Annotated in this window: 25 protein-coding genes; 12 read left to right on the top strand and 13 right to left on the bottom strand. The window is 58.2% G+C overall.

Annotation, left to right across the window (positions count from 1 at the left end; genetic code table 11):
* Nucleotides 1-123: 123 nt before the first annotated feature.
* Genes ACESQ2_RS09385 through ACESQ2_RS09395 form a run of 3 tightly spaced genes read left to right on the top strand, consistent with a single transcriptional unit; the run spans nucleotide 124 to nucleotide 3279 of the window.
* The gene (locus ACESQ2_RS09385) at nucleotides 124-2763 is read left to right on the top strand and encodes a YdbH family protein (protein ID WP_209419974.1); all 2640 of its coding nucleotides are present in this window, start codon (nucleotides 124-126) and stop codon (nucleotides 2761-2763) included.
* Nucleotides 2763-2948 (top strand): YnbE family lipoprotein, encoded by a 186-nt coding sequence (locus ACESQ2_RS09390; protein WP_004121063.1) that lies wholly within the window; start codon nucleotides 2763-2765, stop codon nucleotides 2946-2948. Before ACESQ2_RS09385 ends, ACESQ2_RS09390 begins: the two co-directional genes overlap by 1 nt.
* A gap of 7 nt (nucleotides 2949-2955) precedes the next feature.
* Nucleotides 2956-3279: a YdbL family protein gene (locus tag ACESQ2_RS09395; RefSeq protein ID WP_014838317.1), complete on the top strand. Its 324-nt coding sequence runs from the start codon at nucleotides 2956-2958 to the stop codon at nucleotides 3277-3279.
* Here ACESQ2_RS09395 and feaR read toward each other — a convergent pair whose 3' ends face one another.
* Nucleotides 3280-4188: a transcriptional regulator FeaR gene (gene feaR / locus ACESQ2_RS09400; protein ID WP_025107961.1), complete on the bottom strand. Its 909-nt coding sequence runs from the start codon at nucleotides 4186-4188 to the stop codon at nucleotides 3280-3282. It abuts the gene before it with no gap.
* Nucleotides 4189-4423: 235 nt separating this feature from the next.
* On the opposite strand from feaR, the gene ACESQ2_RS09405 reads away from it, so the two are divergent.
* A complete protein-coding gene (locus ACESQ2_RS09405) occupies nucleotides 4424-5923 on the top strand; it encodes an aldehyde dehydrogenase family protein (RefSeq protein WP_046877238.1) in 1500 nt (499 codons plus the stop codon).
* Between the two features lie 156 nt (nucleotides 5924-6079).
* On the opposite strand, the gene ACESQ2_RS09410 is transcribed toward ACESQ2_RS09405, so the two are convergent.
* The 4 genes from ACESQ2_RS09410 to ACESQ2_RS09425 are packed head-to-tail and all read right to left on the bottom strand — an operon-like array spanning nucleotide 6080 to nucleotide 10090.
* The gene (locus ACESQ2_RS09410) at nucleotides 6080-6811 is read right to left on the bottom strand and encodes a class II aldolase and adducin N-terminal domain-containing protein (protein WP_046877239.1); all 732 of its coding nucleotides are present in this window, start codon (nucleotides 6809-6811) and stop codon (nucleotides 6080-6082) included.
* Between the two features lie 4 nt (nucleotides 6812-6815).
* A complete protein-coding gene (locus ACESQ2_RS09415; RefSeq protein ID WP_046877240.1) occupies nucleotides 6816-7646 on the bottom strand; it encodes an ABC transporter substrate-binding protein in 831 nt (276 codons plus the stop codon).
* Between the two features lie 23 nt (nucleotides 7647-7669).
* Nucleotides 7670-8542, bottom strand: coding sequence for a phytanoyl-CoA dioxygenase family protein (locus tag ACESQ2_RS09420; RefSeq protein ID WP_046877241.1), 873 nt, complete (start codon nucleotides 8540-8542; stop codon nucleotides 7670-7672).
* A gap of 27 nt (nucleotides 8543-8569) precedes the next feature.
* Nucleotides 8570-10090, bottom strand: a complete 1521-nt coding sequence (locus ACESQ2_RS09425) for an amino acid ABC transporter permease/ATP-binding protein (RefSeq protein WP_046877242.1) — start codon at nucleotides 10088-10090, stop codon at nucleotides 8570-8572.
* A gap of 487 nt (nucleotides 10091-10577) precedes the next feature.
* Between ACESQ2_RS09425 and ACESQ2_RS09430 the strand changes: the two genes are divergently transcribed.
* From ACESQ2_RS09430 to ACESQ2_RS09455, 6 genes are all read left to right on the top strand, one after another.
* On the top strand, nucleotides 10578-11495 hold the full coding sequence (locus tag ACESQ2_RS09430) for a LysR substrate-binding domain-containing protein (protein WP_009653045.1): 918 nt from the start codon (nucleotides 10578-10580) through the stop codon (nucleotides 11493-11495).
* 169 nt (nucleotides 11496-11664) lie between these two features.
* Nucleotides 11665-12924, top strand: a complete 1260-nt coding sequence (locus ACESQ2_RS09435; protein WP_046877243.1) for an NAD(P)/FAD-dependent oxidoreductase — start codon at nucleotides 11665-11667, stop codon at nucleotides 12922-12924.
* Nucleotides 12925-12947: 23 nt separating this feature from the next.
* Nucleotides 12948-13382 (top strand): RidA family protein, encoded by a 435-nt coding sequence (locus ACESQ2_RS09440; RefSeq protein WP_004139129.1) that lies wholly within the window; start codon nucleotides 12948-12950, stop codon nucleotides 13380-13382.
* Nucleotides 13379-14053: a DUF1028 domain-containing protein gene (locus ACESQ2_RS09445; protein ID WP_014229145.1), complete on the top strand. Its 675-nt coding sequence runs from the start codon at nucleotides 13379-13381 to the stop codon at nucleotides 14051-14053. Before ACESQ2_RS09440 ends, ACESQ2_RS09445 begins: the two co-directional genes overlap by 4 nt.
* The gene (gene argE, locus ACESQ2_RS09450) at nucleotides 14046-15215 is read left to right on the top strand and encodes an acetylornithine deacetylase (RefSeq protein WP_032693421.1); all 1170 of its coding nucleotides are present in this window, start codon (nucleotides 14046-14048) and stop codon (nucleotides 15213-15215) included. Before ACESQ2_RS09445 ends, argE begins: the two co-directional genes overlap by 8 nt.
* Nucleotides 15216-15238: 23 nt before the next feature.
* Nucleotides 15239-16054: a phytanoyl-CoA dioxygenase family protein gene (locus ACESQ2_RS09455; protein ID WP_224260712.1), complete on the top strand. Its 816-nt coding sequence runs from the start codon at nucleotides 15239-15241 to the stop codon at nucleotides 16052-16054.
* Nucleotides 16055-16178: 124 nt separating this feature from the next.
* On the opposite strand, the gene ACESQ2_RS09460 is transcribed toward ACESQ2_RS09455, so the two are convergent.
* The 7 genes from ACESQ2_RS09460 to ACESQ2_RS09490 form a co-directional block, all read right to left on the bottom strand.
* Complete coding sequence (locus tag ACESQ2_RS09460; RefSeq protein WP_042945062.1) at nucleotides 16179-16670, bottom strand: DinB family protein; 492 nt, start codon at nucleotides 16668-16670, stop codon at nucleotides 16179-16181.
* Between the two features lie 106 nt (nucleotides 16671-16776).
* Nucleotides 16777-17313: a dihydrofolate reductase family protein gene (locus tag ACESQ2_RS09465; RefSeq protein WP_009652973.1), complete on the bottom strand. Its 537-nt coding sequence runs from the start codon at nucleotides 17311-17313 to the stop codon at nucleotides 16777-16779.
* Nucleotides 17314-17385: 72 nt separating this feature from the next.
* A complete protein-coding gene (gene asd, locus ACESQ2_RS09470; protein WP_201993937.1) occupies nucleotides 17386-18504 on the bottom strand; it encodes an aspartate-semialdehyde dehydrogenase in 1119 nt (372 codons plus the stop codon).
* A gap of 373 nt (nucleotides 18505-18877) precedes the next feature.
* The gene (locus ACESQ2_RS09475) at nucleotides 18878-19678 is read right to left on the bottom strand and encodes a hypothetical protein (protein WP_049069654.1); all 801 of its coding nucleotides are present in this window, start codon (nucleotides 19676-19678) and stop codon (nucleotides 18878-18880) included.
* Between the two features lie 110 nt (nucleotides 19679-19788).
* Nucleotides 19789-20712, bottom strand: a complete 924-nt coding sequence (locus tag ACESQ2_RS09480) for an HlyD family secretion protein (RefSeq protein WP_046877249.1) — start codon at nucleotides 20710-20712, stop codon at nucleotides 19789-19791.
* A complete protein-coding gene (locus ACESQ2_RS09485; RefSeq protein ID WP_014229155.1) occupies nucleotides 20709-20924 on the bottom strand; it encodes a DUF1656 domain-containing protein in 216 nt (71 codons plus the stop codon). The genes ACESQ2_RS09480 and ACESQ2_RS09485 overlap by 4 nt, the downstream gene beginning before the upstream one ends.
* A complete protein-coding gene (locus ACESQ2_RS09490) occupies nucleotides 20914-22953 on the bottom strand; it encodes an FUSC family protein (protein WP_373170326.1) in 2040 nt (679 codons plus the stop codon). Before ACESQ2_RS09490 ends, ACESQ2_RS09485 begins: the two co-directional genes overlap by 11 nt.
* 77 nt (nucleotides 22954-23030) lie before the next feature.
* Between ACESQ2_RS09490 and ACESQ2_RS09495 the strand changes: the two genes are divergently transcribed.
* On the top strand, nucleotides 23031-23825 hold the full coding sequence (locus ACESQ2_RS09495) for a helix-turn-helix domain-containing protein (RefSeq protein ID WP_009653008.1): 795 nt from the start codon (nucleotides 23031-23033) through the stop codon (nucleotides 23823-23825).
* 74 nt (nucleotides 23826-23899) lie between these two features.
* Here ACESQ2_RS09495 and ACESQ2_RS09500 read toward each other — a convergent pair whose 3' ends face one another.
* The gene (locus ACESQ2_RS09500) at nucleotides 23900-24274 is read right to left on the bottom strand and encodes a helix-turn-helix domain-containing protein (RefSeq protein WP_004850429.1); all 375 of its coding nucleotides are present in this window, start codon (nucleotides 24272-24274) and stop codon (nucleotides 23900-23902) included.
* 337 nt (nucleotides 24275-24611) lie between these two features.
* Here ACESQ2_RS09500 and ACESQ2_RS09505 point away from each other — a divergent pair, with 337 nt between their 5' ends.
* A complete protein-coding gene (locus ACESQ2_RS09505) occupies nucleotides 24612-25787 on the top strand; it encodes an efflux RND transporter periplasmic adaptor subunit (RefSeq protein WP_046877252.1) in 1176 nt (391 codons plus the stop codon).
* Nucleotides 25788-25795: the final 8 nt, after the last annotated feature.

Consider the following 25795-nt stretch of genomic DNA (forward strand, 5'->3'; position numbering starts at 1 on the left):
GCTGGTGAATCACATAGCGGCGACTACGCTTAAACGGGATGGAAACTTTAACTCACAGGTCGAACGTGCCACAATAGCGGCCTCTCGGCTTTTACTTATTTCGAATCAGGATATTAGCTGCCCATGAAGGGTAAATATAAAGCCGCCATCGCGCTATTATTAGCCCTCGTGCTGCTACCGCTGGCTTTGCTATTAACGCTCACCCACTGGGTGCCCACGCTGGCAGGTATCTGGCTACCGGCGGGAACCCGAATCTCACTTAATGAAAGCCCGCGACTGACGCGCTCCGCGCTGCGTATTCCGGATCTGCGCTACCTGGTCGGCGACTGCGAAATCGCGCGCGTCGCCAATGCCTCGCTCTCGCGTCCCAGCCGCTGGCGTTTACATATCAGCGAGCTGGATATAAACAGCGCCTGCCTGAACAAGCTCCCGGAAAGCGAAGCCGCGCCGGGGGCGCCGAAAACCCTCGCCGAATGGCAATCAATGCTCCCTTACAGCTGGCTGACGATTGACAATCTGCGCCTGTCGCCGTGGGAGAAATGGCAGGGGCAGCTGGTGATGTCGCTAACGCCACAGCAGCAGGATATCGGCTATGCCGGTAAAGAGGTTACCCTCCAGGCGCGGCTGCGCGGCCAGGCGCTGACGGTCAGTGATTTTTCCGCGCGTCTGGTGGAAGACCAGGCGCCGGTGAAGCTGGTGGGCGAGTTTCAGATGCCGCTGGTGCCGGACGGTTTGCCGGTCGACGGCCACCTGTTCAGCACCTTTGAATTTCCACAAACCCCCGGTCTTGTCGATGCCGAGCTGGAGTGGCAGAAGAACCGCGGGCAGCTGCTGGTCACGCCGCGCGGTGAAGTGGAGCCGATGCTTGACCTGCCGTGGGAAATCACCCCGGATCGTATCGTCATCAGCGATGGCCGCTGGCACACCGAATACGCGGGCAACGCGTTGAGCGGCCGGGTTGCGCTTTCGCTGGGCAACTGGCAGCAGGGCACCGAGCAGATGCAGGTCAGCGGGCGTCTTAACGTGCTCACTCAGGGCCAGGCCGGGAAGGGCAACGCCGTGCTGAATATCGGCCCCGGTAAGCTGAGCATGGACAGCAGCGACATGCCGCTACAGCTGACCGGCGAGGCCAAGCTCGGCGATCTGATTTTTTATGCCCGACTCCCCGCGCAGCTGAGCGGGCCGCTTACCGCGCCGGTGCTCAATTTTCACCCCGGCGCGCTGCTGCGTTCGCGCGGGCGGGTCATCGATTCGTTGAATATCGATGAAATCCGCTGGCCGCTGGCGGGCGTTAAAGTGACGCAACAGGGCGTTGATGGCCGCCTGCAGGCTATTCTGCGCGCCCATGAGCAGGAGATGGGGGATTTTATCCTGCATCTTGATGGCCAGGCCGACAACTTTATGCCCGACCGCGGCCGCTGGCAGTGGCGCTACTGGGGCGATGGCCATTTTACCCCGATGCAGGCGCGCTGGGATGTTAAAGGCGCGGGCGAATGGGTTGATAGCGCCATTGTGCTCAACAGCCTGTCGACCGGTTTCGATAAGCTGCAGTATGGATCCATGCTGGTGAGTACCCCGCGCCTGACGCTGGAAAAACCGATCCACTGGCTGCGCGATGAGCAGCATCCTAAACTGACCGGCGCGCTGTCGCTGGATGCCGGGAAAACCACCTTCAGCGGCGGCAGCGAACTGCCGCCGTCAACGCTTAAGTTCAACATTGATGGTCGCGATCCGACCTGGTTCCGGTTCAGCGGCTCCCTGCATGCGCAAAAAATTGGCCCCGTGCGCGTGACCGGGCGCTGGGACGGCGAACGTCTGCGCGGCGAGGCGTGGTGGCCAAAACAGTCGCTGACCGTTTTCCAGCCGTTGGTGCCGCCGGAGTGGAAGATGAACCTGCGTGAGGGAACGCTCTACGCGCAGGTGGCTTTCTCCGCCGCCGCCGAACAGGGCTTCGAGGCGGGCGGTCACGGTGTGCTCAAAGACGGCAGCGCCTGGATGCCGGATAACCAGATCAACGGCGTCGATTTTGTGCTGCCGTTCCGCTTTAGCGACGCCACCTGGCAGCTTGGCACCCGCCATCCGGTATCGCTGCGCATCGGCGAAGTCGTCAACCAGTTCACCGCGCGTAATCTGACGGCGGATCTCCAGGGCGCCTGGCCCTGGAGTGAAGACGCGCCTTTACAGTTAAGCAACGTCAGCGTCGATATTCTCGGCGGCAAGCTGACCATGCAGCAACTGCGGATGCCGCAGCACGATCCGGCGCTGCTGCGTCTGCAAAATATCTCCAGCAGCGAGTTAATTAGCGCGATTAAAGTGAAGCAGTTCGCCGTGTCCGGCCCGTTTAACGGCGCGCTGCCGCTGTGGCTGGATAACGATAAATGGATTATCAAGGACGGCTGGTTCAGCAATCCGGGGCCGATGACGATGCGTCTTGATAAAGACACCGCTGACGCGCTGGTGGCCGACAACGTCTCCGCTGGGGCGGCCATTAACTGGCTGCGCTATATGGAAGTGGCCACCTCGTGGACGCGGATCAACCTCGATAACCTCGGCGTACTGACGCTGAAGGCGACGATTAGCGGCACCAGCCGGGTAGAAGGCAAAAGCAATACGGTGCACTTAAACTACTCCCATGAAGAGAATATTTTTGACCTGTGGCGCAGCTTGCGTTTCGGCGACAATCTGCAGGCGTGGCTGGAGCAGAACGCCAGGCTGCCCGCGCCGCGCTGTCAGGACAGTCATACCTGTAAGGAACAACAATAATGATCAAACTATTCGCCGCCTTTCTGGCCACCGCGCTGCTGGCGGGCTGTACGCCGCGTATTGAAATCGCGGCATCGAAAGAGCCGATCACCATCAATATGAACGTCAAAATTGAGCATGAAATTCATATCAAGCTGGATAAAGACGTTGAGAATCTGCTCAAATCGCGTAGCGATCTGTTCTGAGGCGATGATGAGAATACGACTGATAACCGCCGCGCTGGCGCTGGTGCTGTTCAGCGCTCAGGCGCAGGCCCTGACCCTGAATGAGGCTCGCCAGCAGGGGCGGGTCGGCGAAACCCTCAACGGCTATCTTGAACCGCTGCGTCAGGATAAAGAAACCCTTGAGCTGGTGAAGCAGATCAACGCCGCCCGCAGCGACAGCTATCAGCAGCTGGCGGATGACAATAATCTACCGGTGGATCAGGTGGCGAAAATGGCCGGTCAGAAGCTGGTCGCCAGGGCGCAGCCGGGCGAGTACGTGAAGGGCCTTAACGGCAAATGGCTGAAAAAATAGCTATCGGCAGCGCTTGCGATACTCCCCCGGCGAGACGCCGAAGCGCTGCTTAAAGGCGGTGGAAAAATGGCTATGATCGCTGAAGCCCCAGCTGTAGCCGATCCCCGCCAGCTTTTCGTCATCATGGGCGCTTTGCAGCGCGCGGGCGCACAAATCGAGCCGACGATTTTTGATATATTGCGCCACCACCAGCCCCTTTTCCGCAAACAGCCGATAGAGGCTGCGCACCGACATGCCGGTTTCGCTGGCCAGCCACTCCGGGCGCAGATGTTCCGCCTGAATCGACTCATCGATTAACGCCATGATTTTCTGAAACTGCTTATCGCGCCGGGACGGCTGGGCCTCCTGATGATGCAGCATCGGGCGCAGCAGGCAGACGATGGCCTCCAGCGCCGCTTTGCTTTCGCTGGCCGAGAGTTCAGGGCTGTTCATGCTTTCATGCAGCAGGCGCTGGCTGAGCTGGACCATCGGCAGGCTTTTCGCCAGCCGGGTAGCGATGCTGATTTCACTGCCGCGCAGCTGTTGCTCCAGCAGCGATCTTGGCAGCAGCAGGGAGGCCTGACGCGAGGTTTGCTGCCAGATAATTGAACAGGGACGAGACGCGTCAATCAGGGTGATATCGCCGCTTTCCAGCATCGCCTGGCGGCCATCCTGCTCGATCGTTGCCTGGCCCGCGAGCTGGAAGACGGTATAAAACCAGGCGTCGTTATCGCGCTGGATCTCTTGTCGGGTGCGGTAAAGATTAATGCCGCAGGCGGTCACCGTGCTGACTTTCAGGTCGCCGGCATAGCTGGCGTCGATCTCACCGTGGAAATTATCAGCCAGCGGACGGGCGGCAAACTGCCCGCAGACCTGATTGATTTTTGCTAACCAATGCTGGTAGTTCTGCCCACGATTTGCCGTACTCATCGCGCATCCCTTGTAATAATAATGTTTTTGCATTGTTGCACTTATGATGCCGGAGGCAAGGGTCAACGGCGGAGTATATGAAAGAACTATTACCTGCTGCACATTTTCTGTCCGCCTCATCAACTTAATTGCGGCGCCTGTCACAGCGGCAACAGCGAATGTCACAGAGAAAAAAGCGTGAATCGCGACCCCGGCATAAACTGAAACCACTATCCGTGAACAATAAGGAAGGGGTATGTCCACATCACAGGTCGCGCTACTCGCCAGCGTGCAGCAGTTTTTAGACAGACAGCATGGGTTGTATCTTGACGGTGCGCAGCAGGCGGCAGAGAGCGAAAAGCGCTTAACCGTCTGGGATCCGGCCACCGGTCAGGCTATCGCCAGCACCGCGGATGCTAACGCCGCGGATGTCGATCGGGCGGTGATGTCCGCCTGGCGCGCTTTCGTTTCCCGCAGTTGGGCAGGGCGTACGCCCGCCGACCGCGAACGGATCCTGCTGCGTTTCGCCGATCTGGTGGAGCAGCACGGCGAGGAGCTGGCGCAGCTGGAGACCCTTGAACAGGGGAAATCGATTAACATTTCCCGCGCCTTTGAAGTGGGCTGCACGCTGAACTGGATGCGCTATACCGCCGGACTGACCACTAAAATCAGCGGCCGCACCCTCGACGTATCGATCCCCTTCCCGCAGGGCGCACGCTATCAGGCGTGGACCAAAAAAGAGCCGGTGGGCGTGGTGGCCGGGATCGTGCCGTGGAATTTCCCGTTGATGATCGGCATGTGGAAAGTGATGCCCGCGCTGGCGGCTGGCTGCTCGATCGTCATTAAGCCGTCGGAAACCACGCCGCTGACCCTGCTGCGGGTAGCGGAACTGGCAACCGAGGCCGGCGTACCGGACGGCGTTTTTAACGTGGTGACCGGCAGCGGCGCCGGGTGCGGCGCGGCGCTGACCTCGCATCCTCAGGTCGCCAAGGTGAGCTTTACCGGATCGACCGCTACCGGTAAACAGATTGCCCGCGTGGCCGCTGAGCGCCTTACCCGGGTCACGCTGGAGCTGGGCGGCAAGAACCCGGCCATCGTGCTGAAAGATGCCGATCCGCAGTGGGTTATTGAGGGATTAATGACCGGTAGCTTTCTGAATCAGGGGCAGGTGTGCGCCGCCAGTTCGCGAATTTATATCGAAGCGCCGCTGTTCGATACGCTGGTGAGCGGCTTTGAGCAGGCGGTGAAGTCGCTACAGGTCGGGCCCGGTATGCTCGAGAGCAGCCAGATTAACCCGGTAGTGTCGCAGGCACACTGCGCAAAAGTGGCGGCCTATCTTGATGAAGCCCGTCAGCAGAAGGCTGAGCTGATTAGCGGTAACGTGGGGCCGAATGCGCAGGGCTACTATATTGCGCCAACGCTGGTGATTAATCCCGACGCCGGGCTGCGCCTTAGCCGGGAAGAGGTTTTCGGTCCGGTGGTGAACCTGGTACGCGTGGCCGACGGGGAAGAGGCGCTGCGCCTGGCCAACGACAGCGATTTTGGCCTGACCGCCAGCGTCTGGACCCGCGACCTGAGCCAGGCGCTGAGCTATACCGATCGCCTGCAGGCGGGGACGGTGTGGGTCAACAGCCATACGCTGATCGACGCCAACCTGCCGTTCGGCGGCATGAAGCAGTCCGGTACCGGCCGCGATTTCGGCCCCGACTGGCTGGACGACTGGTGCGAAACAAAGTCGGTCTGCGTACGCTACTAGCCGCCTGTTCCCCGGTGGCGGCTGGCGCCTTACCGGGGCTACAAGCGAGTAACTTGCGGATTCTGTCGCCAGTCCTGCGGCAAAATCCGCGCCTCGATACCTCAAATCCGGCTCATCTCCGTATGCCCGGTGGCGCCTTTCTCCGGGAGTAAACCGTCACTCCAGCAAGGACGGGTCGGCGTCGATCATCATCTGCTTCATCTCTGCAAAATGCTGGCGTGAAAAGTCGGCGATCCCCTCCCAGTCCTGCGCGGTTTTCTCCGCCACCGCATCGGAGAGCACTTTCAGCGGCTGCCCCGTTGACCAGGCGGTCACCAGAATCTGGCAGGCGCGCTCCAGGGTCCAGATATCATCGAAAGCCTCGCCAATCGACGGCGCGGTCACCAGTACGCCGTGGTTGCCCATCAGCAGCCGGCGCTTGTCGGCCAGCAGCGCCGCCAGACGCGCGCCTTCCGCCGTGGTGTCCGCCATGCCGCCGTATAACCTATCGACGGCTACCCGATTGAAATAGCGCGCCGTGTTCTGATCGATCGGCGGGATATGCGGCGTCTCGAGGCAAGCAACGCTGGTGGTATACACTGGATGCAGGTGCAGTACCACCCGCACCTCCGGCAGGCGCTGGTGGATCTGCCCGTGAATCGCCCACGCCGTGGCGTCCACGTCCGCTCGCCGGGCGCAGGCTTCATCATCGGCGTCCAGCAGCAGCAGGTCGCTGGCGCGGATGCGCGAAAAGTGTTTCCACTTTGGATTCAGCAGGAATTTTTTGCCGTCCGCCGAGATGGCCGCGCTAAAGTGGTTGGCCACCGCTTCGTGCATCCCGAGATGGGCGATAATGCGAAAGGTCGCCGCCAGGTCGATACGCGTCTGTTCTTCATAAGAGCGGGCCATATGATTACTCCGCTTTCGGCATCAGGGTCTGCAGATCCTCTGGCGTCGGCGCCTGGAAGTTATATTTCTTCAGCAGCGCGGCGTATTCCGGCGTCGCGCTGTATTTCTTCAGTCCTTCCTCCAGCGCGGTTTTCACTTCGCTATTGCCTTTTTTCACCCCAAAGCCGTTGAGCACCGGATAGATCAAGGTTTCGGAAGAGATGGTCACCCGATCGCCAAGCTTGTCGATCACGCCGCGCGCCACCGCCGCATCGGTGATTTGCGCCTCAACCGCCCGCGAGAGCAGCGCCTGGGTGGTTTGCGGGTCGGTGGTGTATTCACTGAGCGCTATCGGCTTCAGGCCCTTTTTCACGCAGTAGTCGGTGGAGAGCTTTTGCAGCTGCGCCAGCCAAGAGGTCGCGCCCATAGAGCCAATTTTATGACCGCAAAACTCTTCCGGCGTTTTCGGCTGATAGTCGCTGCCTTTCAGCGCGAGGATCGCTTCGCCGCTTTTCAGATAGGGCACCATATCGATAACCTTCAGACGCTCGGCGGTGATGTACATTGACGAGTTGGTGATATCGAAGCGTCCGCCCTGCAAGCCCGGAATCAAATTCGGAAACCGGGTATCAATATTCACCGCCTCGCGGCCCATGGTTTTCGCCAGCCCGGCAAGAAACTCGATATCGAACCCGGCGGGCTTGTTGTTTTCCATATATTCATACGGGAAAAAGGTCATATCCGAACCGGCGGTGATTTTCCCCGGCTGCTGGAAGGCCTGGGCGCTAAAGGACGACAGGGCGCCAGCGGTGCAAAGGAGCAGGGCAGCAGGGCGGAAAGCTTTAAAACGTTTCATACAACCTCCAGAGAGTGGGCAAATTACATGCTGGCGCGATCGGTACCGGCCTGCTGGACGAAAAAGGATGCGCCGCGCGGTTTTTGCGGCAGGCGTAAATGATTCACGGTACTGCGCACCAGGCCGCTCTCTTCCCCGGCAACCATCTGCCCGGCGTGCGCGCTGGGCAGCGGATTTTCGCCGTACGGCAGGGCATCTTCCGCCGCGTAGACGCTGATAAACAGCGTCCGCGGCAGGTCGGTTTCATTGGGGCTGGAGGCGTGGAGCAGACGAGTATGCATAAAGCACACCGATCCCGCCGGGCCGAAACAGGCCTGCGGCTGCTGGCAGTAGGTCGCTTCAACCTCCCGATCCACGGCGCCGGTAAAACGATCGTTTTGCCAGTGGGACCACAGCGGCCCCCGATGGCTTCCCGGCACCACGTTGAGCGGACCGTTCTCCGGCGTCACTTCGCTGACCATCAGCAGGGCGGTGATGATGTCGTCGTTGCTGTGGGGGGTAAACAGAAAATCCTGGTGCCACTTCACCTGCGTGGCGGTGTGCGGCAGCTTGGAGTTGATTTTGCTGTGATGGAAGCGGGTCCCGCTGCCGCCGATCAGCTGGCCGGCAATCGCCGCCATTCTCGAATCAAGCGCGGCGTGGCGGTAGGCGGCGGAAATCTCCGTGGGGGAACTAACCCGGCGCAGCGAGGGATGATGGGGCGCGTGGTCGCTTTCGAGGTCGAAACGCGGCCGACCGTCCAGGGTTTCGCCCCACACCTCGCTATGCTGTCGGCTCTCTTCGACCCAGGCGTCGAAATCGGCCTGCAGCAGCGCGACTTCCTCGGCGGAAAGCACTTCTTCGACAACCAGAAAACCCTGCTGATGAAACTGTTCGATTTGCCACTGCGCGATCATATTTTTCTCCTTTCGGGAACGGAGGCGTTAAGCCAAAGAGACATCTTTCAGGAAGGCATCCACGCGCGGATGCTGGCCGTCGCGCATTGCCTGAGGCGTGTCGTCGCAGACCACGCGTCCTTTTTCCATAAACACAATTCGATCGGAAACCTTAAAGGCGAAGTTCATTTCATGGGTGACGATCACCATGGTGATGCCTTCATGGGCCAGCGATTCGATAACCTGCAGAACCTCGTTAACTTTTTCCGGATCCAGCGCCGAGGTGGGCTCATCGAACAGCATAATTTGTGGGCGCATCATCAGGGCGCGGGCAATCGCTACCCGCTGCTGCTGGCCGCCGGAAAGCTGATGCGGATATTTCCACGCGTGTTCCAGCATGCCGACTTTATGCAGCAGTTCGCAGGCGTGCTGCTTCAGCTCGCCTTCGCTGGCCAGATGGTGATAGCGCGGCGCCAGCAGCAGGTTGCCGAGTACGGTCAGGTGGGGGAACAGGTTGAAGCTCTGGAAAACCATGCCGATATTCTGGCGATGCTCGCTGTTCTCCATAAAACGCGGCTTCTGCTGCCCCTGGCGGTCAAGGTGAATAAAAGGCTGGCCGTTGATTTTGATCTCGCCGTTATCAATCTGCTCAAGGCCGTTCAGCAGGCGGATCAGCGTGGTTTTACCGGAGCCGGACGGGCCGATGACGGAGACCACTTCGCCGGGCTGAATTTGCAGGCTGACGGCGCCCAGCACTTCGACATTGTTATAGGCTTTATGCAGCTTTGACGCCTGTAGCGCCGGTTCCTGCGCGACGCTAACGCTGCGGGCCATTGCCGGACGCCGCGCGGTGGCCAACTGCTGCATTTCTTCATCCACCGGTCGCGTGGTCTTACGCTGGGTGACGTCGAGCCAGGTCTCGAGGCGCTTAAGCAGGAAATCAAACACCGTGACGATCAGGATGTAGTAAAACGCCACCGCCGCCATGGTCTCCATGACGAGGAAATTCTGCGAATAGAGGCGCTGGCCGACCATTAAGATCTCGGTCAGGGAGATAACCGACACCAGCGAGCTGAGCTTGACGATGGCGATATACTCATTAGCCAGCGCCGGCAGGGCGACGCGCAGCGCCTGCGGGATCACCACACGCCACTGGGTGCCGGCATAGCGCAGCCCGAGCGCGCGGGCGGCTTCGCTCTGTCCTTTCGGAATAGACAGCAGTCCGCCGCGATGAATTTCAGCAATATAGGCGGCTTCGCTCAGCACCATCGCCAGCAGTCCGGCCCAGAACGGGTCGTTCAGCACCGGGGCGAAGGAGGGTAGCGCCTGCGGCATGTTGTAGACAAAAATCAGCAGCACCAGCAGCGGCATGCTGCGAAACAGCCAGATATAGAGGCGGGCAGGCGCGTTAAACAGCTTGCGCGGCGACTGTTTGGCCAGCGCCAGAATAAACCCCAGCACAATACTGAAAGCCCAGGTCAGCAAACTTAATTTGATGACGGTCCAGGTGGCCTGCCAGAAATCGATATCGCTGAGCAGGCTTAACATATAGTTCCAGTTAAACGTCATGGGCTATTTCACTCGCCATAATTAACGGAAATTAAGGCGATTCCCCTGTTCTAAAATGGGGAGCCGCCGGCGTTCATCTTGCCATGACACTATGCTGGCACTCTTCGACCGGTGGCAATTAGTAAATTTTTGGCCTTTAAGTTTAAAAAAACTATACAGCTATATTAACCTCAGGGAATTTAACGCAATTAATGAGAAACAGCATTGAAACAACTTAAAAACAATCACCCTTATTTTTAAACCTGATTTTTCGTAAAATGACAATTTGTGCAATATTGGGGCGCGCCGCGGGCGAATAAGGTGCAGGGCGATGCTTTATGGTGCAATACGCGAAATCAGGCAAAAAAAGAGGGCGGGTTATTAAATAGAAACGGCGGCTATTTGCCGACGAGGTAAAGCGCAAACGGCATGGCACGATGCTTGCAGGCTGATTATCGTAAAACTAAGCCCGTTCGTAATAAGACAATATTTTATCAATGGTGAAGCGATGAACCGATTTACCCTCAAACAGCTTAAATATTTCGTGACGGTGGTGGAAACGGAGAGTATCGCTGAGGCTTCCCGTCAGCTGCACATTGCCCAGCCGTCGATCTCTATTGCGATTAAAAACCTCGAAAGTACCTTCGACCAGCAGCTGTTTATTCGTCACCATGCGCAGGGCGTATCCCTGACCTCAAGCGGGCGGCGCTTCTACGATAAAGCCAAAGAGCTGCTGCGGCTGTCCTATGAGTTTGAGCAGAACTCGCGGGCGGATAAAGAGCTGGTATCCGGGACGATTTCCGTCGGCTGCTTTGAATCCGTCGCGCCGCTGTATATGCCAAAACTGGTAGCGGGATTTAAAAAAATGTATCCCGAAATTACTCTCCAGCTCTACGACGGCGAACAGCATGAACTGATGCACGGTCTGCACCGCGGGCGCTTCGATCTGGCGCTGGTCTACGACCTGGAACTGGGTCACTCCATTCATAAAGAGCTGCTGAACGCCCCGCATAAACCCTATGCTTTGCTGCCCGCTTCTCATCCGCTGGCGCAGAAAAAATGCGTCACGCTCCAGGAATTAAGCCGGGAACCGATGATTTTGCTCGATGCGGTCCCCAGCAAAAACTATTTTGTCTCGATATTTAAAGAGAAAGGTTATCACCCGGAAGTGGCCTACAGTTCGCCGTCCATAGAAATGGTGCGCTGTATGGTCGGGCAGGGATTAGGCTTTTCGGTACTGGTTACCCGTCCGCTGTGCGATATGACCTATGACGGCGAAAAGCTGGTGCAGCTGGATATTGCCGACGAAATGCCCGCATCGACATTAATTATGGCGCATCTTGCCAATAATGAACCCACGCGTCCGACGCAGCTATTTATGGATTATTGCCGCAGCATAGAATTAACGCCGCATCAGCACGCGTAATTTAATTAACGCGGCCGCAAGCGTTATTTTTTTGTCGCGTCATTCAGCCTCGTAAATTTCTATTCAGACGATCGTTTTATAATAATTTACCATTTCATCACACTTACTTAACCTGAGTTCTGTCAATCCCGGCGGATAAGCCGGACAACCGTGCTTGAAGGACACAGATATGACAGAGCAGATTACAGAGATCGATACCCTGGTGGTAGGCGCGGGGCAGGCTGGCGTCGCCATGAGCGAGCATCTGACGCATCACGGCATTCCGCATCTGGTGCTGGAAAAAAAGCGCATCGCTGAGGCCTGGCGCAGCGGCCGCTGGGATTCGCTGGTGGCCAACGGCCCGGCCTGGCACGATCGGTTTCCCGGCATGACCTTTCCCGACTGCGACGCCGACAGCTTTGTCGCCAAAGAGCAGATCGCCGACTACTTCGCCGCGTATGCCAAAACCTTTAATGCACCGATCAAAACCGGCGTTGAGGTCTTTAGCGCCGAGCGCTTAAACGGCCGTCCGGGGTTTCGCGTGGAAACGTCACTGGGCGTGATTGAGGCGCAGCGTATCGTCGCCGCTACCGGGCCGTTCCAGCGCCCGGTGATACCGGCCATCGCGCCGCAGGATAGCGCAGTTGAGCAAATACATTCCGCGCACTATTTCAACCCGCAGCAGCTTCCGGAAGGCGGCGTGCTGGTGGTTGGCGCGGGGTCGTCCGGCGTGCAAATCGCCGATGAGCTCCGCCGGGCGGGGCGCGCGGTGTGGCTCTCCGTCGGCGCGCACGATCGCCCGCCGCGCCGCTACCGCCAGCGCGATTTTTGCTGGTGGCTGGGGGTGTTAGGGCTGTGGGATGCGGCGGCCAATCAGCCCGGCAAAGAGCACGTGACGATTGCGGTCAGCGGCGCGCGCGGCGGTCATACCGTTGATTTTCGCCAGCTGGCGCACCAGGGAATTACCCTGGTCGGACAGACGCACGGCTTTACCGAGGGCAAAGCCGTTTTCCGTGCCGATCTGGCGGACAACATTCGTCTCGGTGACGCCTCTTATCTGGCGCTGCTCGACGCCGCGGATGAGTATATCGCCCGCAACGGGCTGTCGCTGCCGGAAGAGCCGGAAGCGCGCTTTTTCCTGCCCGACCCCGATTGCCTGACCCAGCCCCTCACCGAGCTCGACCTGGCAGCCGCGGGGGTGAGCTGCATTATCTGGGCTACCGGCTATACCACCGATTACCGCTGGCTGAAGGTCAACGCCTTTAATGAACAGCAGCGCCCGCAGCACCACCGCGGCGTCGCCAGCGAACCGGGCGTCTATTTCCTCGGTCTGCCGTGGCTCTCCCGCCGTGGCTCAACCTTTATCTGGGGCGTCTGGCACGATGCGAAATATATCGCCGACCAGATTGCCATTCAGCGCCAGTATCAACGCTATCAACCTTCCTGCTAATGCCTGATTTGAGGACGCAACCTATGCCAACCCATACCCGTATTCGGATGTTTAACACCAAAGAAACCTATCCCAATCAGACGCTCAATAACGATCTGTGCCAGGCGGTGCGCGCGGGAAACACCGTGTACGTTCGCGGTCAGGTGGGTACCGATTTTGACGGCAATCTGATTGGGCTGGGCGACCCGCGCGCCCAGGCGGAACAGGCGATGAAGAACGTTAAACAGCTGCTGGAAGAGGCCGGCAGCGATCTGACGCATATTGTGAAAACGACGACCTATCTGATCGACCCGCGCTACCGCGAACCGGTGTACCAGGAAGTGGGGAAATGGCTCAAAGGCGTGTTTCCCATTTCGACCGGCGTGGTGGTATCGGCTCTCGCGCAGCCGCAGTGGCTGATGGAAATTGACGTCACGGCGGTGATCCCTGACGACTGGCATGCGCAGGAGGCACCATGACCCTCTCTATTTCCGCCCTGTGCCCGGAGTCAGGTCAACTGGGCATTGCGATTAGCTCATCCAGCATTGCCGTCGGCGCCCGCTGCCCGTGGCTGCTGGCGGGCGTTGGCGCGGTGTCCAGCCAGAACATCACGCTGCCCGCACTCGGACCGCAGATCCTTGCCGGGCTTGAGGCGGGGCTCACGCCGCAGCAGGCCCTGACGCAGGCGCTGGGCGAAGACCGGTTTAGCGATTATCGCCAGGTGGCGGTCATCGACGCCAGCGGCGAGAGCGCCGTGTTCAGCGGCGAACATACGCTCGGCATCTGGCAGCTGGCGCAGGGCGAGAACTGCGTGGCGGCGGGGAATATGCTGGCCAACCCGCAGGTGATTACCGCCATGACGGCGGCGTTCGAAGCCGCCAGCGGCGAACTGGCCAGCCGCCTGATTGCGGCTCTGCAGGCGGGTATCGATGCGGGCGGCGAAGCCGGGCCGGAGCACTCGGCGGCGCTTAAAGTCGTGGAGGATTACGCCTGGCCAGTGGTGGATTTACGCGTCGACTGGGCGGAAGAACGCCCGGTAGCGGCGCTGGAAGCGCTGTGGCTGGCCTACGAGCCGCAGATGGAAGCGTATATCACCCGCGCGCTTGACCCGCGCGAAGCGCCGACCTACGGGGTGCCGGGCGATGAATAACCGCGTGCGTGAGATCCTCGGCGCGCTGCTGGCGTTTGATACCACCAGCCGCGAGTCGAATCTGGCGCTGATTGCCTGGATCGGCGACTTTCTGCGCGCGCGCGGCGTGACGTCGCAGCTGTTTTATGACGACGAAGGGCGCAAGGCAAACCTCTATGCCCGCCTTGGGCCAACCGGCCCCGGCGGGGTGATGCTCTCCGGCCATACCGACGTGGTGCCGGTGGATGGTCAGGCGTGGACGGTGCCGCCGTTTGCCCTTACCGAACGCGACGGGCGCTACTACGGTCGCGGCAGCGCGGATATGAAAGGGTTTATCGCCTGCGTGCTGGCGTCGCTGGAGGCGTTTCTTGCCGCGCCGCTGCGGATGCCGCTGCACCTGGGGTTCTCTTATGATGAGGAGGTTGGCTGCCTGGGCGTGCGCAGCCTGGTGGATTTTCTCCGCGCCTCCGCCGGGAAACCGGCGCTGTGCATTATCGGCGAGCCGACCGACATGCGCCCGGTCTACGGCCATAAAGGCAAGCTCGCGGTGCGCTGCCGCGTGGAAGGGCACGCCTGCCACTCGGCCTACGCCCCGGAAGGGGTTAACGCGATCAGCTACGCGGCCAGGCTGATTTCCCGGCTGGACGCGCTGGGTGAAAGCGTTGCGCAGCAGCAGGATAGCCGGTTTTCGCCGCCCTCGGGCACGCTGCAGGTGGGGACGATTCACGGTGGCGCGGCGCTGAATATCGTTCCGCAATCCTGCTGGTTCGACTTTGAAATTCGCTATTTACCCGGCACGCGCCCGCAGGCCGTGACCGACGCCCTGGGCGATTATGCCCGCGAGCAGCTGCTTCCGGCGATGCGCAAGGTGGCGCAGCGCAGCGATATTCATTTCCAGACGCTGAGCCACTATCCGGGGCTGCTGAGCGACCCGCAGTCAGAGTTCGCCCGCTGGCTGGCGCAGTGGTGCGGCAGCGACGATTTCACCACCGTCGCCTACGGCACCGAAGGCGGCCTGTTTGACGAGGCGGGCGTCGCGACGCTGATCTGCGGGCCGGGCAGCATGGCTCAGGGCCACAAGGCGGACGAATATATCAGTATCCCCCAGACCGAACGCTGTATGGCGATGCTGGAAAACCTTTGCGCCTGGATGCGCGCCGATCCCTCCGATTCTCTTCGCTGATTTATCAACACAGGATGGCGACTATGCAAAACCCGAACTCCCCGCTTATTGATCAACAGACTATCGACCGCTGGCAGGCCGACGGCGTCGTGCTACTTAAAGGCGTGTTCACGCCGTGGATCGAGAGCCTGTCGCGCGGCGTCGCCGCGCTGATGGCGAACCCCAGCGAGTACGGTCACGCGCGAACGGTGATCCCCGAGGACGGCTCGGCGCCGTTTTTTCAGGACTATTGCAACTGGCAACGAATCCCGGAATTTCGCGATTTTGTTTTTCAGTCGCCAGCGGCGGAGATCGCCGCGGCGCTGATGGGGTCGCAGACGGCGAAGTTTTTCCACGAGCACACGCTGGTGAAACAGCCCGGCGGCAGTACGGTAACGCCATGGCACCACGATCAGCCCTATTACTGCGTGGAGGGGCGGCAGAATGTCAGTCTGTGGATCCCGCTCGATCCGGTAGCGGAGGCGATTTCGCTGCGCTGTATTCGCGGTTCCCATCGCTGGGACGATGAGTTCAGCCCAACGCGGTTTAACGGTTCAAAGCTCTATTCCCATTCGCGCTTTAAAGAGCTGCCGGACATTGATGCCCATCAGGAGGATTACGATATCGTCAGCTGGGCGCTGGAGCCGGGCGATGCGGTCGCTTTTCATTTCCGCACGCTGCATGGGGCAAAGGGCAATTCAACCGCCCGCGCGCGGCGGGTATTTTCCGCCCGTTGGGTAGGGGATGATGCGACATTCGCCGACCGCGGCGGCGTGACGTCGCCGCCGTTTCCGGGGCTTAAGCTTTGCGACGGAGAACAGCTTGTCGCCGATGAGTTTCCGCAGGTCTGGCCGCGGTAGCGGCGGCAGGGCGGGCGAGGCCCCGCCCATCTTGCAGCGAAAGGTTTTCACTCACTGACTGAGGGGATTGAAGCTCCTTAATTTTTTGCTTTAAGGGCTAAGGGAGGAAATTGATATGACTCGGTTACTCGTGGTTATGATCTCTTAGAAAGACGGTCAGTACGTCCTTGGGTGGGGTTACACCACTTTCTGAAAGTAGCCAACCTACAGCGCCGCGATGATATGTTCCGTGAAACAGCACATGATTGAGCATATCGACCGCCTTCATCTCACCAGGTCCGCCATCGACAAACTGGAATTTAATGGTTTCAGCAAGGTCAACGGGGGACATAGCATTGACGTATTGAATATACCAGTCTGTACATTCAGTCATCGTTCTCAGAAGTTCATCGGCAGAGGGCGTCTCTGGCGTGTTCAGTGCGGTGTAGGAGTGCTTCTGGCCGGTAATGTTAGCGCGGAAGATCATATCAACCACATGTATGTGATTCATTAATCTGAGCGTCAGATGGCGTTTTTCTGCATTCGCAGACGCATCAATTCTTTTAATCGCTTGTAGCGTTTCAATATCTATCCAGCGTTTGTATCTAAACAGCGTAGCTATTTTGTCAGTACCCATGCGTCACCTCTTTTATCTATTTTGTCATTATATCAGTAACATTCAGTACCGCTGGCAGGGCGGTACTGTTGCTTTAGCGTAGGCCGCCGTCAGGTTTATAGGCCGTTTATGACGTCAGCCGATAGTGCGACTGCACCAGTCCCGAAGGGAAGCTGCGGCTTGATAACAGCGTCAAATCGATATCCCTGGTCAGGGATCCGAACAATGGTTTTCCCGAACCGAGCAGGACAGGAACGGTCGTGATAACGATATCGGCGACCAGACCTTCGCGCAGGAACGACTGTATTACCTGCCCGCCATCCAGATAGACGCGATGCGCGTTTTGCGCCGCCAGGTCAGCAAGCACTTCGCCCGGCGTGCGGCTCGAGAGCTGCACTTTGCCCTTCAGCGCCTCGGGAATGGCGGTATCGGTTAGCTGTCGGGAGAGAACCAGCACGGGTCGATCGTAAGGCCATTGGTCAAAAGTCAGCGCTTTCTCATAGCTCCCCCGGCCCATAACGATCCAATCTTTGTCCGCGATGAATGCGGCATAGCCATGATCTTCTGTTGGGTCATCGCGCTGCAACAGCCAGTCGATATCGCCATCCTGTCGGGCGATATAACCATCAAGACTGACCGCGATAAAAACATGTGTGGTGACCATCAAGTGCTCCGTATACAGCTTATATTTATGCCGTTGAGTTTAGGGGGAGGTGTTTTGTCCACATAATATGATTCAAGCTTTTCCAGCCAAAATATTCAACATGCGGCGCAATGGTTCCGCTGCTCCCCACAATAGCTGATCGCCGACCGTCAGGACCGAGTAGATCGGTTCATTGTTTAGCGACATTTTCTTGTAACGACCAATACCCACCTTAAGCGAACCGCTGATACAGGCCGGTGTCAGGGTACTGACACTCTCTTCCTTGTTATTGGGCACATAGTTAACCCAGGGGTGGGAATTCATCACTAATTCGGCAAATTCCTCTTCGTTGACTTCACGCTTGAGCTTAAGGGTTATAGCAGCGCTGTGGCAGCGGATCACGCCGACGCGTATGCATAAGCCGTTTACCGGGATCGTACCGGGAGAAAGGCCTAAAATTTTGTTGGTTTCCGCCTCACCTTTCCATTCTTCACGGCTATTGCCATCGCCTAAATCGCTGTCAATCCAGGGAATGATGCTGCCCATCAAAGGTGCACCGAAGTTCTGGGTCGGCATATCAGCGCTGTTAATCAATTCACTGACCTTATTAACTAACGGAAGCACTGAACCTGAGGATGCCAGCTCATCCGGAGATAAATGGCGGCTTATGTAAGCACTTTGCGCAATGAGTTCTCGTACATACTGTGCACCAGCACCCGATGCGGACTGGTAGGTCATCACACTCATCCATTCGATCAAATCAGCCTTTATCAACCCAGCCAGCCCCATAAGACTCAGCGTAATGGAACAGTTGCCGCCGACAAAAAGTTTAATACCTTCTTTAATTGCACGATCGATATTGTTGCGGTTGACGGGGTCGAGAATAATGCAGGCTTTCTCATCCATCCGTAGCGCTGAGGCCGCGTCAATCCAGTAGCCTTCCCAGCCATGGTTAAGCAAAGCAGGATATATTGCTTTGGTATAATCCCCGCCCTGGCAGGTTATGATGATGTCCATTTCGGCCAGCGCACTTACGGAATTAGCATCTTTAAGTGTGTAGCCGACACCATCAATGACAGGACCGGCGGCTCCTGCACTGGAGGTACTGAAAAAATGCGCTGATATATTGTCGAAGTCGTTCTCTTCGATCATTCGCTGTAGCAAAACAGAACCGACCATTCCTCGCCAACCAACAATGCCAACCTGCTTCATTTGCTTAACCCTAATTACGTTATGAGAATGTTAATTTTCTTCGAGGCACGTTATATCTCATTCCAAATTAAAGGTCATTACGAACAACATCCGATTCCGTCATTATTAAAATGTTTCATATAGCATCAGCGATTTTTATCTCTTCCATAGCTAAAAATCCATTGCAAGTATTTGATATGAAATCAATAATATTCAGGTCGATATCCTGCGGTATTCGCGTTTAAAGGAAAGAACAGGCTTAAGACATCCGCTTCTGGCATATAGCTGCCAGACTCAACAAAGCCAGGGTTTGCAATGAGGAGGAGCGGGCCTTCAATGATGTGTATCAGACTCTCTTTTACATTCCGGCCACTTAAGCGGCCGGAAGTATCGTTTAAACCCGTTCAGAATACGCTTTTAGCATGGCAAGGAGCGCCCGTCGTGCCGCATCGTCCGCGATATTTTCAGGCAGCGCATCAGCGCGCAGATTGATATAAGCGTCAACCGCCTTGCTGATGGCGATGCTGACGGAGTCACGATCGTGCGTGGCCAGCGTGGAGGTCAGCAGGCCCTCAGGATCGATATTGTGGCATTCAATGCGGCGAACCCCACGCTGCGGTAGATTGGCGCGGCGGTACAGCATCGGTCCCAGCACTTGCTCCCGGAAGAATGACAGCATACCCATCGCTTCGAAAAGTTCGCCCCTTCCCAGTTTAACTACCGCATAATGAAGCCAGATCCAGGCTCGGGACTCAAACCACTCCGGCGTCATGTCAGGCCACTGGGCCCGAAATTGTGCCAGATGTCGCTCCAGGGCATGGCGATCGCGAGAAAATAACACTACCGGCTCCTCAACGCGTTGAGTGAGCATGTCCAGGGTGACAAATTTCAGATCGACATGGAGGAGTTCAGGGCCATACAGGCATATCAGCAGGCGAGGCTCTCCGACATGTTCCCCGGTGAACGCATGCAGCAGGTTGCCTGCTGTTCCGGCGAACGCCACACGCTGCGCCATGATTTCATCGTAGTAGAGAGGGTCTACCACAACGACAAAATCCAAATCGGAGTATTGATCAAATCCGCCATGAATAAGCGATCCGCCCCCGAGCAGGGAGTGAATCCGGGCGTCAGACTGAACGTTAAGCTTGAGTTGCTCTGCAAAACTTCTGTGTAAATCGGGTAACGTACTAAGCATACTTTTTCCTGTTCACAAAAAATACAAAGCATTACAGAATATCGAGTTCGGTATATTCGGGCCAGATATTTTTGCAGGAAGCGTCGTTTCCTCATTGAGTCTCGGGTCCACTATGGGTGGATAGCCTGAGCCACGTAGCCCGATCCTCCGCTACGCCCGCCGTCAGGGTTTTCAGGCAGGATGGAAACGCTGGCGGATAGTCCCGCCACCAGTTCAATCCCTTCCGGTATCTTATCTAACTGAATACGAACGGGGACTCGCTGCGCAAGTCGCACCCAGCTGAAGGTGGGATTGACATCCGGCAGCCCCAGTCCGCCCGTCTCGTCATTGCTATCATCGATCCCCCGGCCGATACTCTCCACGTGCCCGGTGATGAGCGGGTCAAACCCCATCAGAGAAATGTGTGCGGCGCTTCCGACGCGAATATGACGCAGCTTAGTCTCTTCAAAATAGCCCACCACCCAGAAACTGTGCGCATCGATCACGGCGATCTTTGTCTCTCCCGCCGCGGCGTAGTCGCCGGGGCGGAGCCGAAGATGCGTCACGTAGCCGGTAACCGGGGCGCGCACCGTTGCATGGGATAAATTCAGCTGCGCCAGTTCCAGCGCAGCCAGCGCCCCCTGATAATTGGCCGCCGCGACGCGCGCTGCGCTGCCTGTTTGCTGGATATCCTCGCCGGAAATGACCCCTTTGATGAGCGCGCGTCGCCGGGCGGCATCCTGGCGCATCAGCATTTCATGACGTTTTGCTTCGACGTCGGCCTGCGCGCTGAGCACCGCCAGCTTCAGCCAGCGCGGGTCGATGGCATAAAGCACATCGCCGCGGTTAACCCACTGATTATCCCGCACTGCCACGCTGCTCACCGGCCCGGAAACATCCGGCGCAATCTGCACCACATCTGCCCGAACCCGGCCATCGCGCGTCCAGGGCGTCTGCGCATACTGTTTCCAGAAAATAAACGCCACGCAGGCCGCTACCGCTACTGCGATTAACGTCAGCGCGTAACGGCCCAGCAAAGAGAAAAAAGATTTCATGCGAATAACCCCAGTGTGGTCAGGCCCTGCAAAAGCAGGAAAAAGGTCACGATATAGGTTGAAACATCAAGCAGCGGGCGTAAGGGCAAGCGGCGGTAAAGCCTGCTGCAGGAGAAAAGCGGTACGAGTAGCAGCGTACAGACCAGGGCAATGAGCGCGGTCAGCAGCAGTCCGGGGATAAAAACGCCCCCGATATTGATGTCATTTATCATGGGTGGGTTCCTCGTTCTGCGTCCGTAACGCGCAGTGCAGATCGACCAGTCGGTCGACAAACTGGCATGATTGTTCCTCCCTCGCGGGCAAGCAGCGGTTCGCCATGGCGGCAATGCGCTCGCGTAAGGCTTCGGCCTCCGTTGTGTGGGTAAGACGAGAAAGCACCTCGTGGATATCGCTGCCGGCAGGCGTTTCGCAACGGCGCAGGCGCATCACGCAGAGGCCTATGCGCAGAAAGTGCACCAGGCGATCGAGCGCCCGGGCGGAGGACTGCCCGCTGCGCGGCAAGCGTGGTAGCAGCAGGGCGGCCCGGTCGATCATCAGATTGGTCCAGTGCGTTTCATCGCCTTTAAATACGCCGCTCACGCTGCGGCGAATATCGCGTTGGCACAGTTTCAGCAGACGCTTTATCGCCGCGTCCGCCTGTACGGTTTGCAGCAGACTCATGCCGATAACCGCAAAGCCGGTCGCGAAAAACAGGGCGATCGCGGTGTTGGCCGCGTCGGCGAAGTCGCCGCTGTAGCGCGCGCCCAGCTCGCACAGTACCGGCAGCGTCAGGGTGATCCCCATGGCCATAAAGGTCGTGGGGGGCCGCGCCTGCAGCGATCCGGCAAGCAGATAGACCGGGGCAAGCACCGCCACCAGCACGGGGAAATCGCTGAGCGGAGGAAGCAGGGCGAAGCTATAGATAAGGCTTATCACTACGCCCCAGACAGAGCCGATAATATATTTCACAATATGCGGGGCCGGCGTGTCGAAACTGCCAAACAGCGTGCAGCAAACACCAAGAATTGACACCGCCGTGCCGCCATCGGGCCAGGCAGAGTAAATCCATAGCAGACAGCCGCTCAGAATGATGACAAAAGCGCCCAACGCCGTGCGGGCGGCGCTGAGGGGATCGCGATGGAAAACGTATCCTGTCGCCGCACGATCTTCCGCCTGCGCTGGCGCAGGCCTGGCGTGATGAATGGCCTCCGAAAGCCGCTCACACTGTTGCAGTAGGGTAATCAACTCAGCGATGTAGCGTAAGAAATTTACCCGCAGCGCATCTTCATAGGTCAGCGCCTGCGCCGCGAGCCGCTGCGCTAACTGCGCGCTGCGCTGGTGCAGCGCTTCTGCGGCGTTTTTGCGTTGGCCGGTATCGTCGCAGGTCAGCCAGACCTGCACGTCATTGAGTAGAGCCTGCATCGCGGCGGGCATCTCGGCGATGATCTGCAAACGATCGCGCACTTCGCCGTTGACAATCACTAACCGCGCCAGCCTGTCATGGAGCGCTTTCCTGGCCTGGCGGGCCGGAACCGAAAGGGCAAAATCATACGGGATATGGTGGCTGATACCCTGCAGAAACTGTAGCGCCAGCGCCAGATGCAGCGGCTCTGACTGCGCGTCGGCCTTGCCTGCCAGGGTGTCGGCAATCCGCTGGCGCGCGGCGTGCAGCGTCTGGGCTAATTTGCTGTTGAACAGCCCTGATATCCGGGCAGGTAAAATGTAGCGGTGAATCAGCGCGGCGCAGACGATACCGATCGCGATTTCCTGTACCCGGATGAGGGCGATGTTAAACACCGTGCCGGGATCGGCGACGGCGGGAAAACCAATCAGGCTTGCGGTATAACCGGCCAGCACAAAGGCATAGGCGCGGGGCGTGCGTTCAAGCAGGGATAAATAGAGGCAGAAGGTGATCCAGCCTGCCAGAATCACGCTACATAGAATTGGCGTATTCACAAACGTCGGCACAATCAATACCGTGGCCCCCGCGCCGGCCACGGTACCGGCCAGGCGATAAAGGCTTCTGCTCAGGGACGCGCCCACCGAGGTTTGCGACACGATGTAGACGGTGATGATGGCCCATGAGGGCCGTTCAAGGCCAATCGCCAGGGCAACGTAATAGGCGAGCATCGCGGCGGCAAAACTCCTGACGGAATAGAGCAGGGCATGGGCGTCGCTCAGCAGCGAGGGAGAGGCTATGCGGCCTGACCAACGGCTTATCGCGTGTAAAAAACGGCTGTGATGGGAAGTTAATGTGCTCATGCCGGGAATTATTCCCGCTTTGCGCGTCTCCTTAAATACTCTATTCTGTCAAAAAATACCTAAATGTTGCCAATGAGATGCCATCCAGACTTGCCCATACCCTGTTTGATCCCGATAGCACGCCGAGCCCTGCCGTCGCGCGGCATATTGATTTCGTTGATTACGCGGCAGAAGTGCCGGTTCATACCCACCGCAAGGGACAACTGATCGTTGCCCTCTATGGGGCGGTGATTTGTCGTGCGGAAAACGATATCTGGATAGTGCCGCCAGACTGCGCGGTGTGGATCCCCGGCGGGATCCCGCACAGCGCCAAAGCGACCTGGAATGCGCATCTCAACTATTTGTTTATTGAACCCGGCGCCGCCGCGCTGCCGGAGAAATGCTGCACGCTGGCGATTTCGCCGCTGATTAAAGCGTTAGTTGACCGCTTAACGAATGCGGACGTCGATTACGCCGCGGAGAGCCATGTCGGCAGGCTGACCAGAGTGACGCTCGATGAGCTGGCCACCATGCCGCAGCAGAAGCTGAGTCTGCCGGTTTCGGCGCATCCTAAGATCCGCGCCATGGCGGATGCGCTGGTCAGCCACCCGGAGGATCGCAGCACCTTTAAAGTTTGGGCGAAACGGCTGGCGCTCAGCGAGCGCTCATTAGCACGCCTGATGCTGCGCGAAACCGGCCTGACCTTCGGGCGATGGCGTCAGCAGCTGCATTTGATTATTGCCCTGCGGGAGCTGGCAAGCGGGGTATCGGTGCAAAACGTGGCGGCTAATCTGGGGTATGAGTCGGTCAACGCGTTTATCACCATGTTCAGAAAAACGATGGGGAGCACCCCCGCGCACTATTTTGCCGGTCGAAGAACGGCAGATCCCTGAGCGGCGCGCAGGCTGGATGCGGAGTGAGGCGCTTAATATCCGCCGCGGCCACAGCGCCGCGGCGAGCGCAAAATTTAGTCAGAGAAGGGCGGGGTCGGCTGGCGTAATCCCGTCGTATCCGGGTTGCCGATGCTGCGGCGCCATGCGCCGGGGGCCTGGCCGAACTGACGCTTGAAGCTGCGGTTGAAGGACTGCTGGGAGTCAAAGCCCAGGGCGATCGCCACGTTCAAAATCGGTTCGTCGCTGTGGGCTAAGCGCTCGACCGATTTTTGTAGCTTTTGCGCGCGAATATACTCGGCAAGAGGATAACCGGTATGCTCCTTAAATAGCCGCTGCAGATGCCATTTCGAATAGCCTGCTCGCCTGGCGACGGTGCCAATATCCAGACGGCTATCAAGATTGTTGTCGATCCAGTCGAGTAAATCGTGAATGAATGCGCCAGTGTTCATCTGATGTACCTCTACGCAGCGTCTAAAAAAGCATCTTTATCTGTTGCATTTAAAGGTGGCCCGTTTTTGCACTAATTGCAAGTTTTATTGTTGCATTTAAATCCATGCCGGAAACGCGCCATTTTTAGGCGCCAGGAATAGCACATTAAGTGCAACAATTATTCTTGCACTTAATTAAGCGCCTTCCTACAATCGCCGCGATAGTGTATTCGCAACTGTTACAGTTTTGTGGCGATGAACGACACAAATGGCCTTAAGCCAGCTACCGGACAAAGGAAGTGGCGCGGCGTCTCCCGCAGCGTCTTGCCCGGCGGCTACCAATACCGGAATAAAAATAATGAGCCTGCAAAAATACTGGGGTAACTTTCATCTGACTGTGCCGGGCGTGATGCTGCTCTCCGCGCTCCTCGTTGGATGCGATGAGGGCGTCGCGCAAAACGCCGCGCCGCAGGCGCCCGCCGTCAGCGCCGCTGATGTGGTCGTCAAATCCATTAGTCAGTGGGACAGCTTTAACGGTCGGATTGAAGCGGTGGAAAGCGTCCAGCTGCGACCCCGCGTCTCCGGCTACATTGATAAAGTGAATTACACCGACGGCCAGGAGGTGAGAAAGGGGGAGGTGCTGTTCACTATCGATGACAGAACCTATCGCGCCGCGCTGGAACAGGCGCAGGCGACGCTGGCGCGAGCCAAAACGCAGGCCAGCCTGGCGCGAAGCGAGGCTAACCGTACCGATAAATTAGTCAATACCAACCTGGTCTCCCGCGAAGAGTGGGAGCAGCGTCGCGCCGCGGCCACCCAGGCGCAGGCCGACATTCGCGCCGCCCAGGCGGCAGTCGACGCCGCGCAGCTTAACCTGGACTTCACCAAAGTGACAGCGCCTATCGATGGCCGCGCCAGCCGGGCGTTGATCACCAGCGGTAACCTCGTCACCGCCGGCGACAGCGCCAGCGTGCTCACCACGCTGGTGTCGCAGAAGACGGTTTACGTCTACTTTGACGTGGACGAGTCGACCTACCTCCATTATCAAAATCTCGCCCGCAGCGGGCAGGGCGCGTCCAGCAATCACCTGGCGCTGCCGGTGGAGATTGGCCTGGTTGGCGAAGAGGGCTACCCCCATCAGGGCAAAGTGGATTTTCTGGATAATCAGTTAACGCCGAGCACCGGCACGATCCGGATGCGCGCGCTGCTGGATAACGCGCAGCGTCAGTTCACGCCGGGTCTCTTTGCCCGCGTCCGCCTGCCGGGCAGCGCGGAATTCAACGCCACGCTTATCGATGATAAAGCGGTGTTGACCGATCAGGATCGCAAATATGTTTATGTCGTTGATAAAGAGGGTAAAGCGCAGCGCCGTGATATTACGCCGGGGCGTCTGGCGGACGGTTTGCGCATCGTGCAGCAGGGGCTGAAGCCGGGCGACAGAGTCATCGTCGATGGTCTACAGAAAGTGTTTATGCCGGGCATGCCGGTTAACGCGAAAACCGTGGCCATGACCGCCAGCACCGCCCTCAACTGATCCCTTGA

This window comes from Klebsiella sp. Q11 (genome assembly GCF_964241505.1).
Lineage (GTDB): Bacteria > Pseudomonadota > Gammaproteobacteria > Enterobacterales > Enterobacteriaceae > Klebsiella > Klebsiella michiganensis.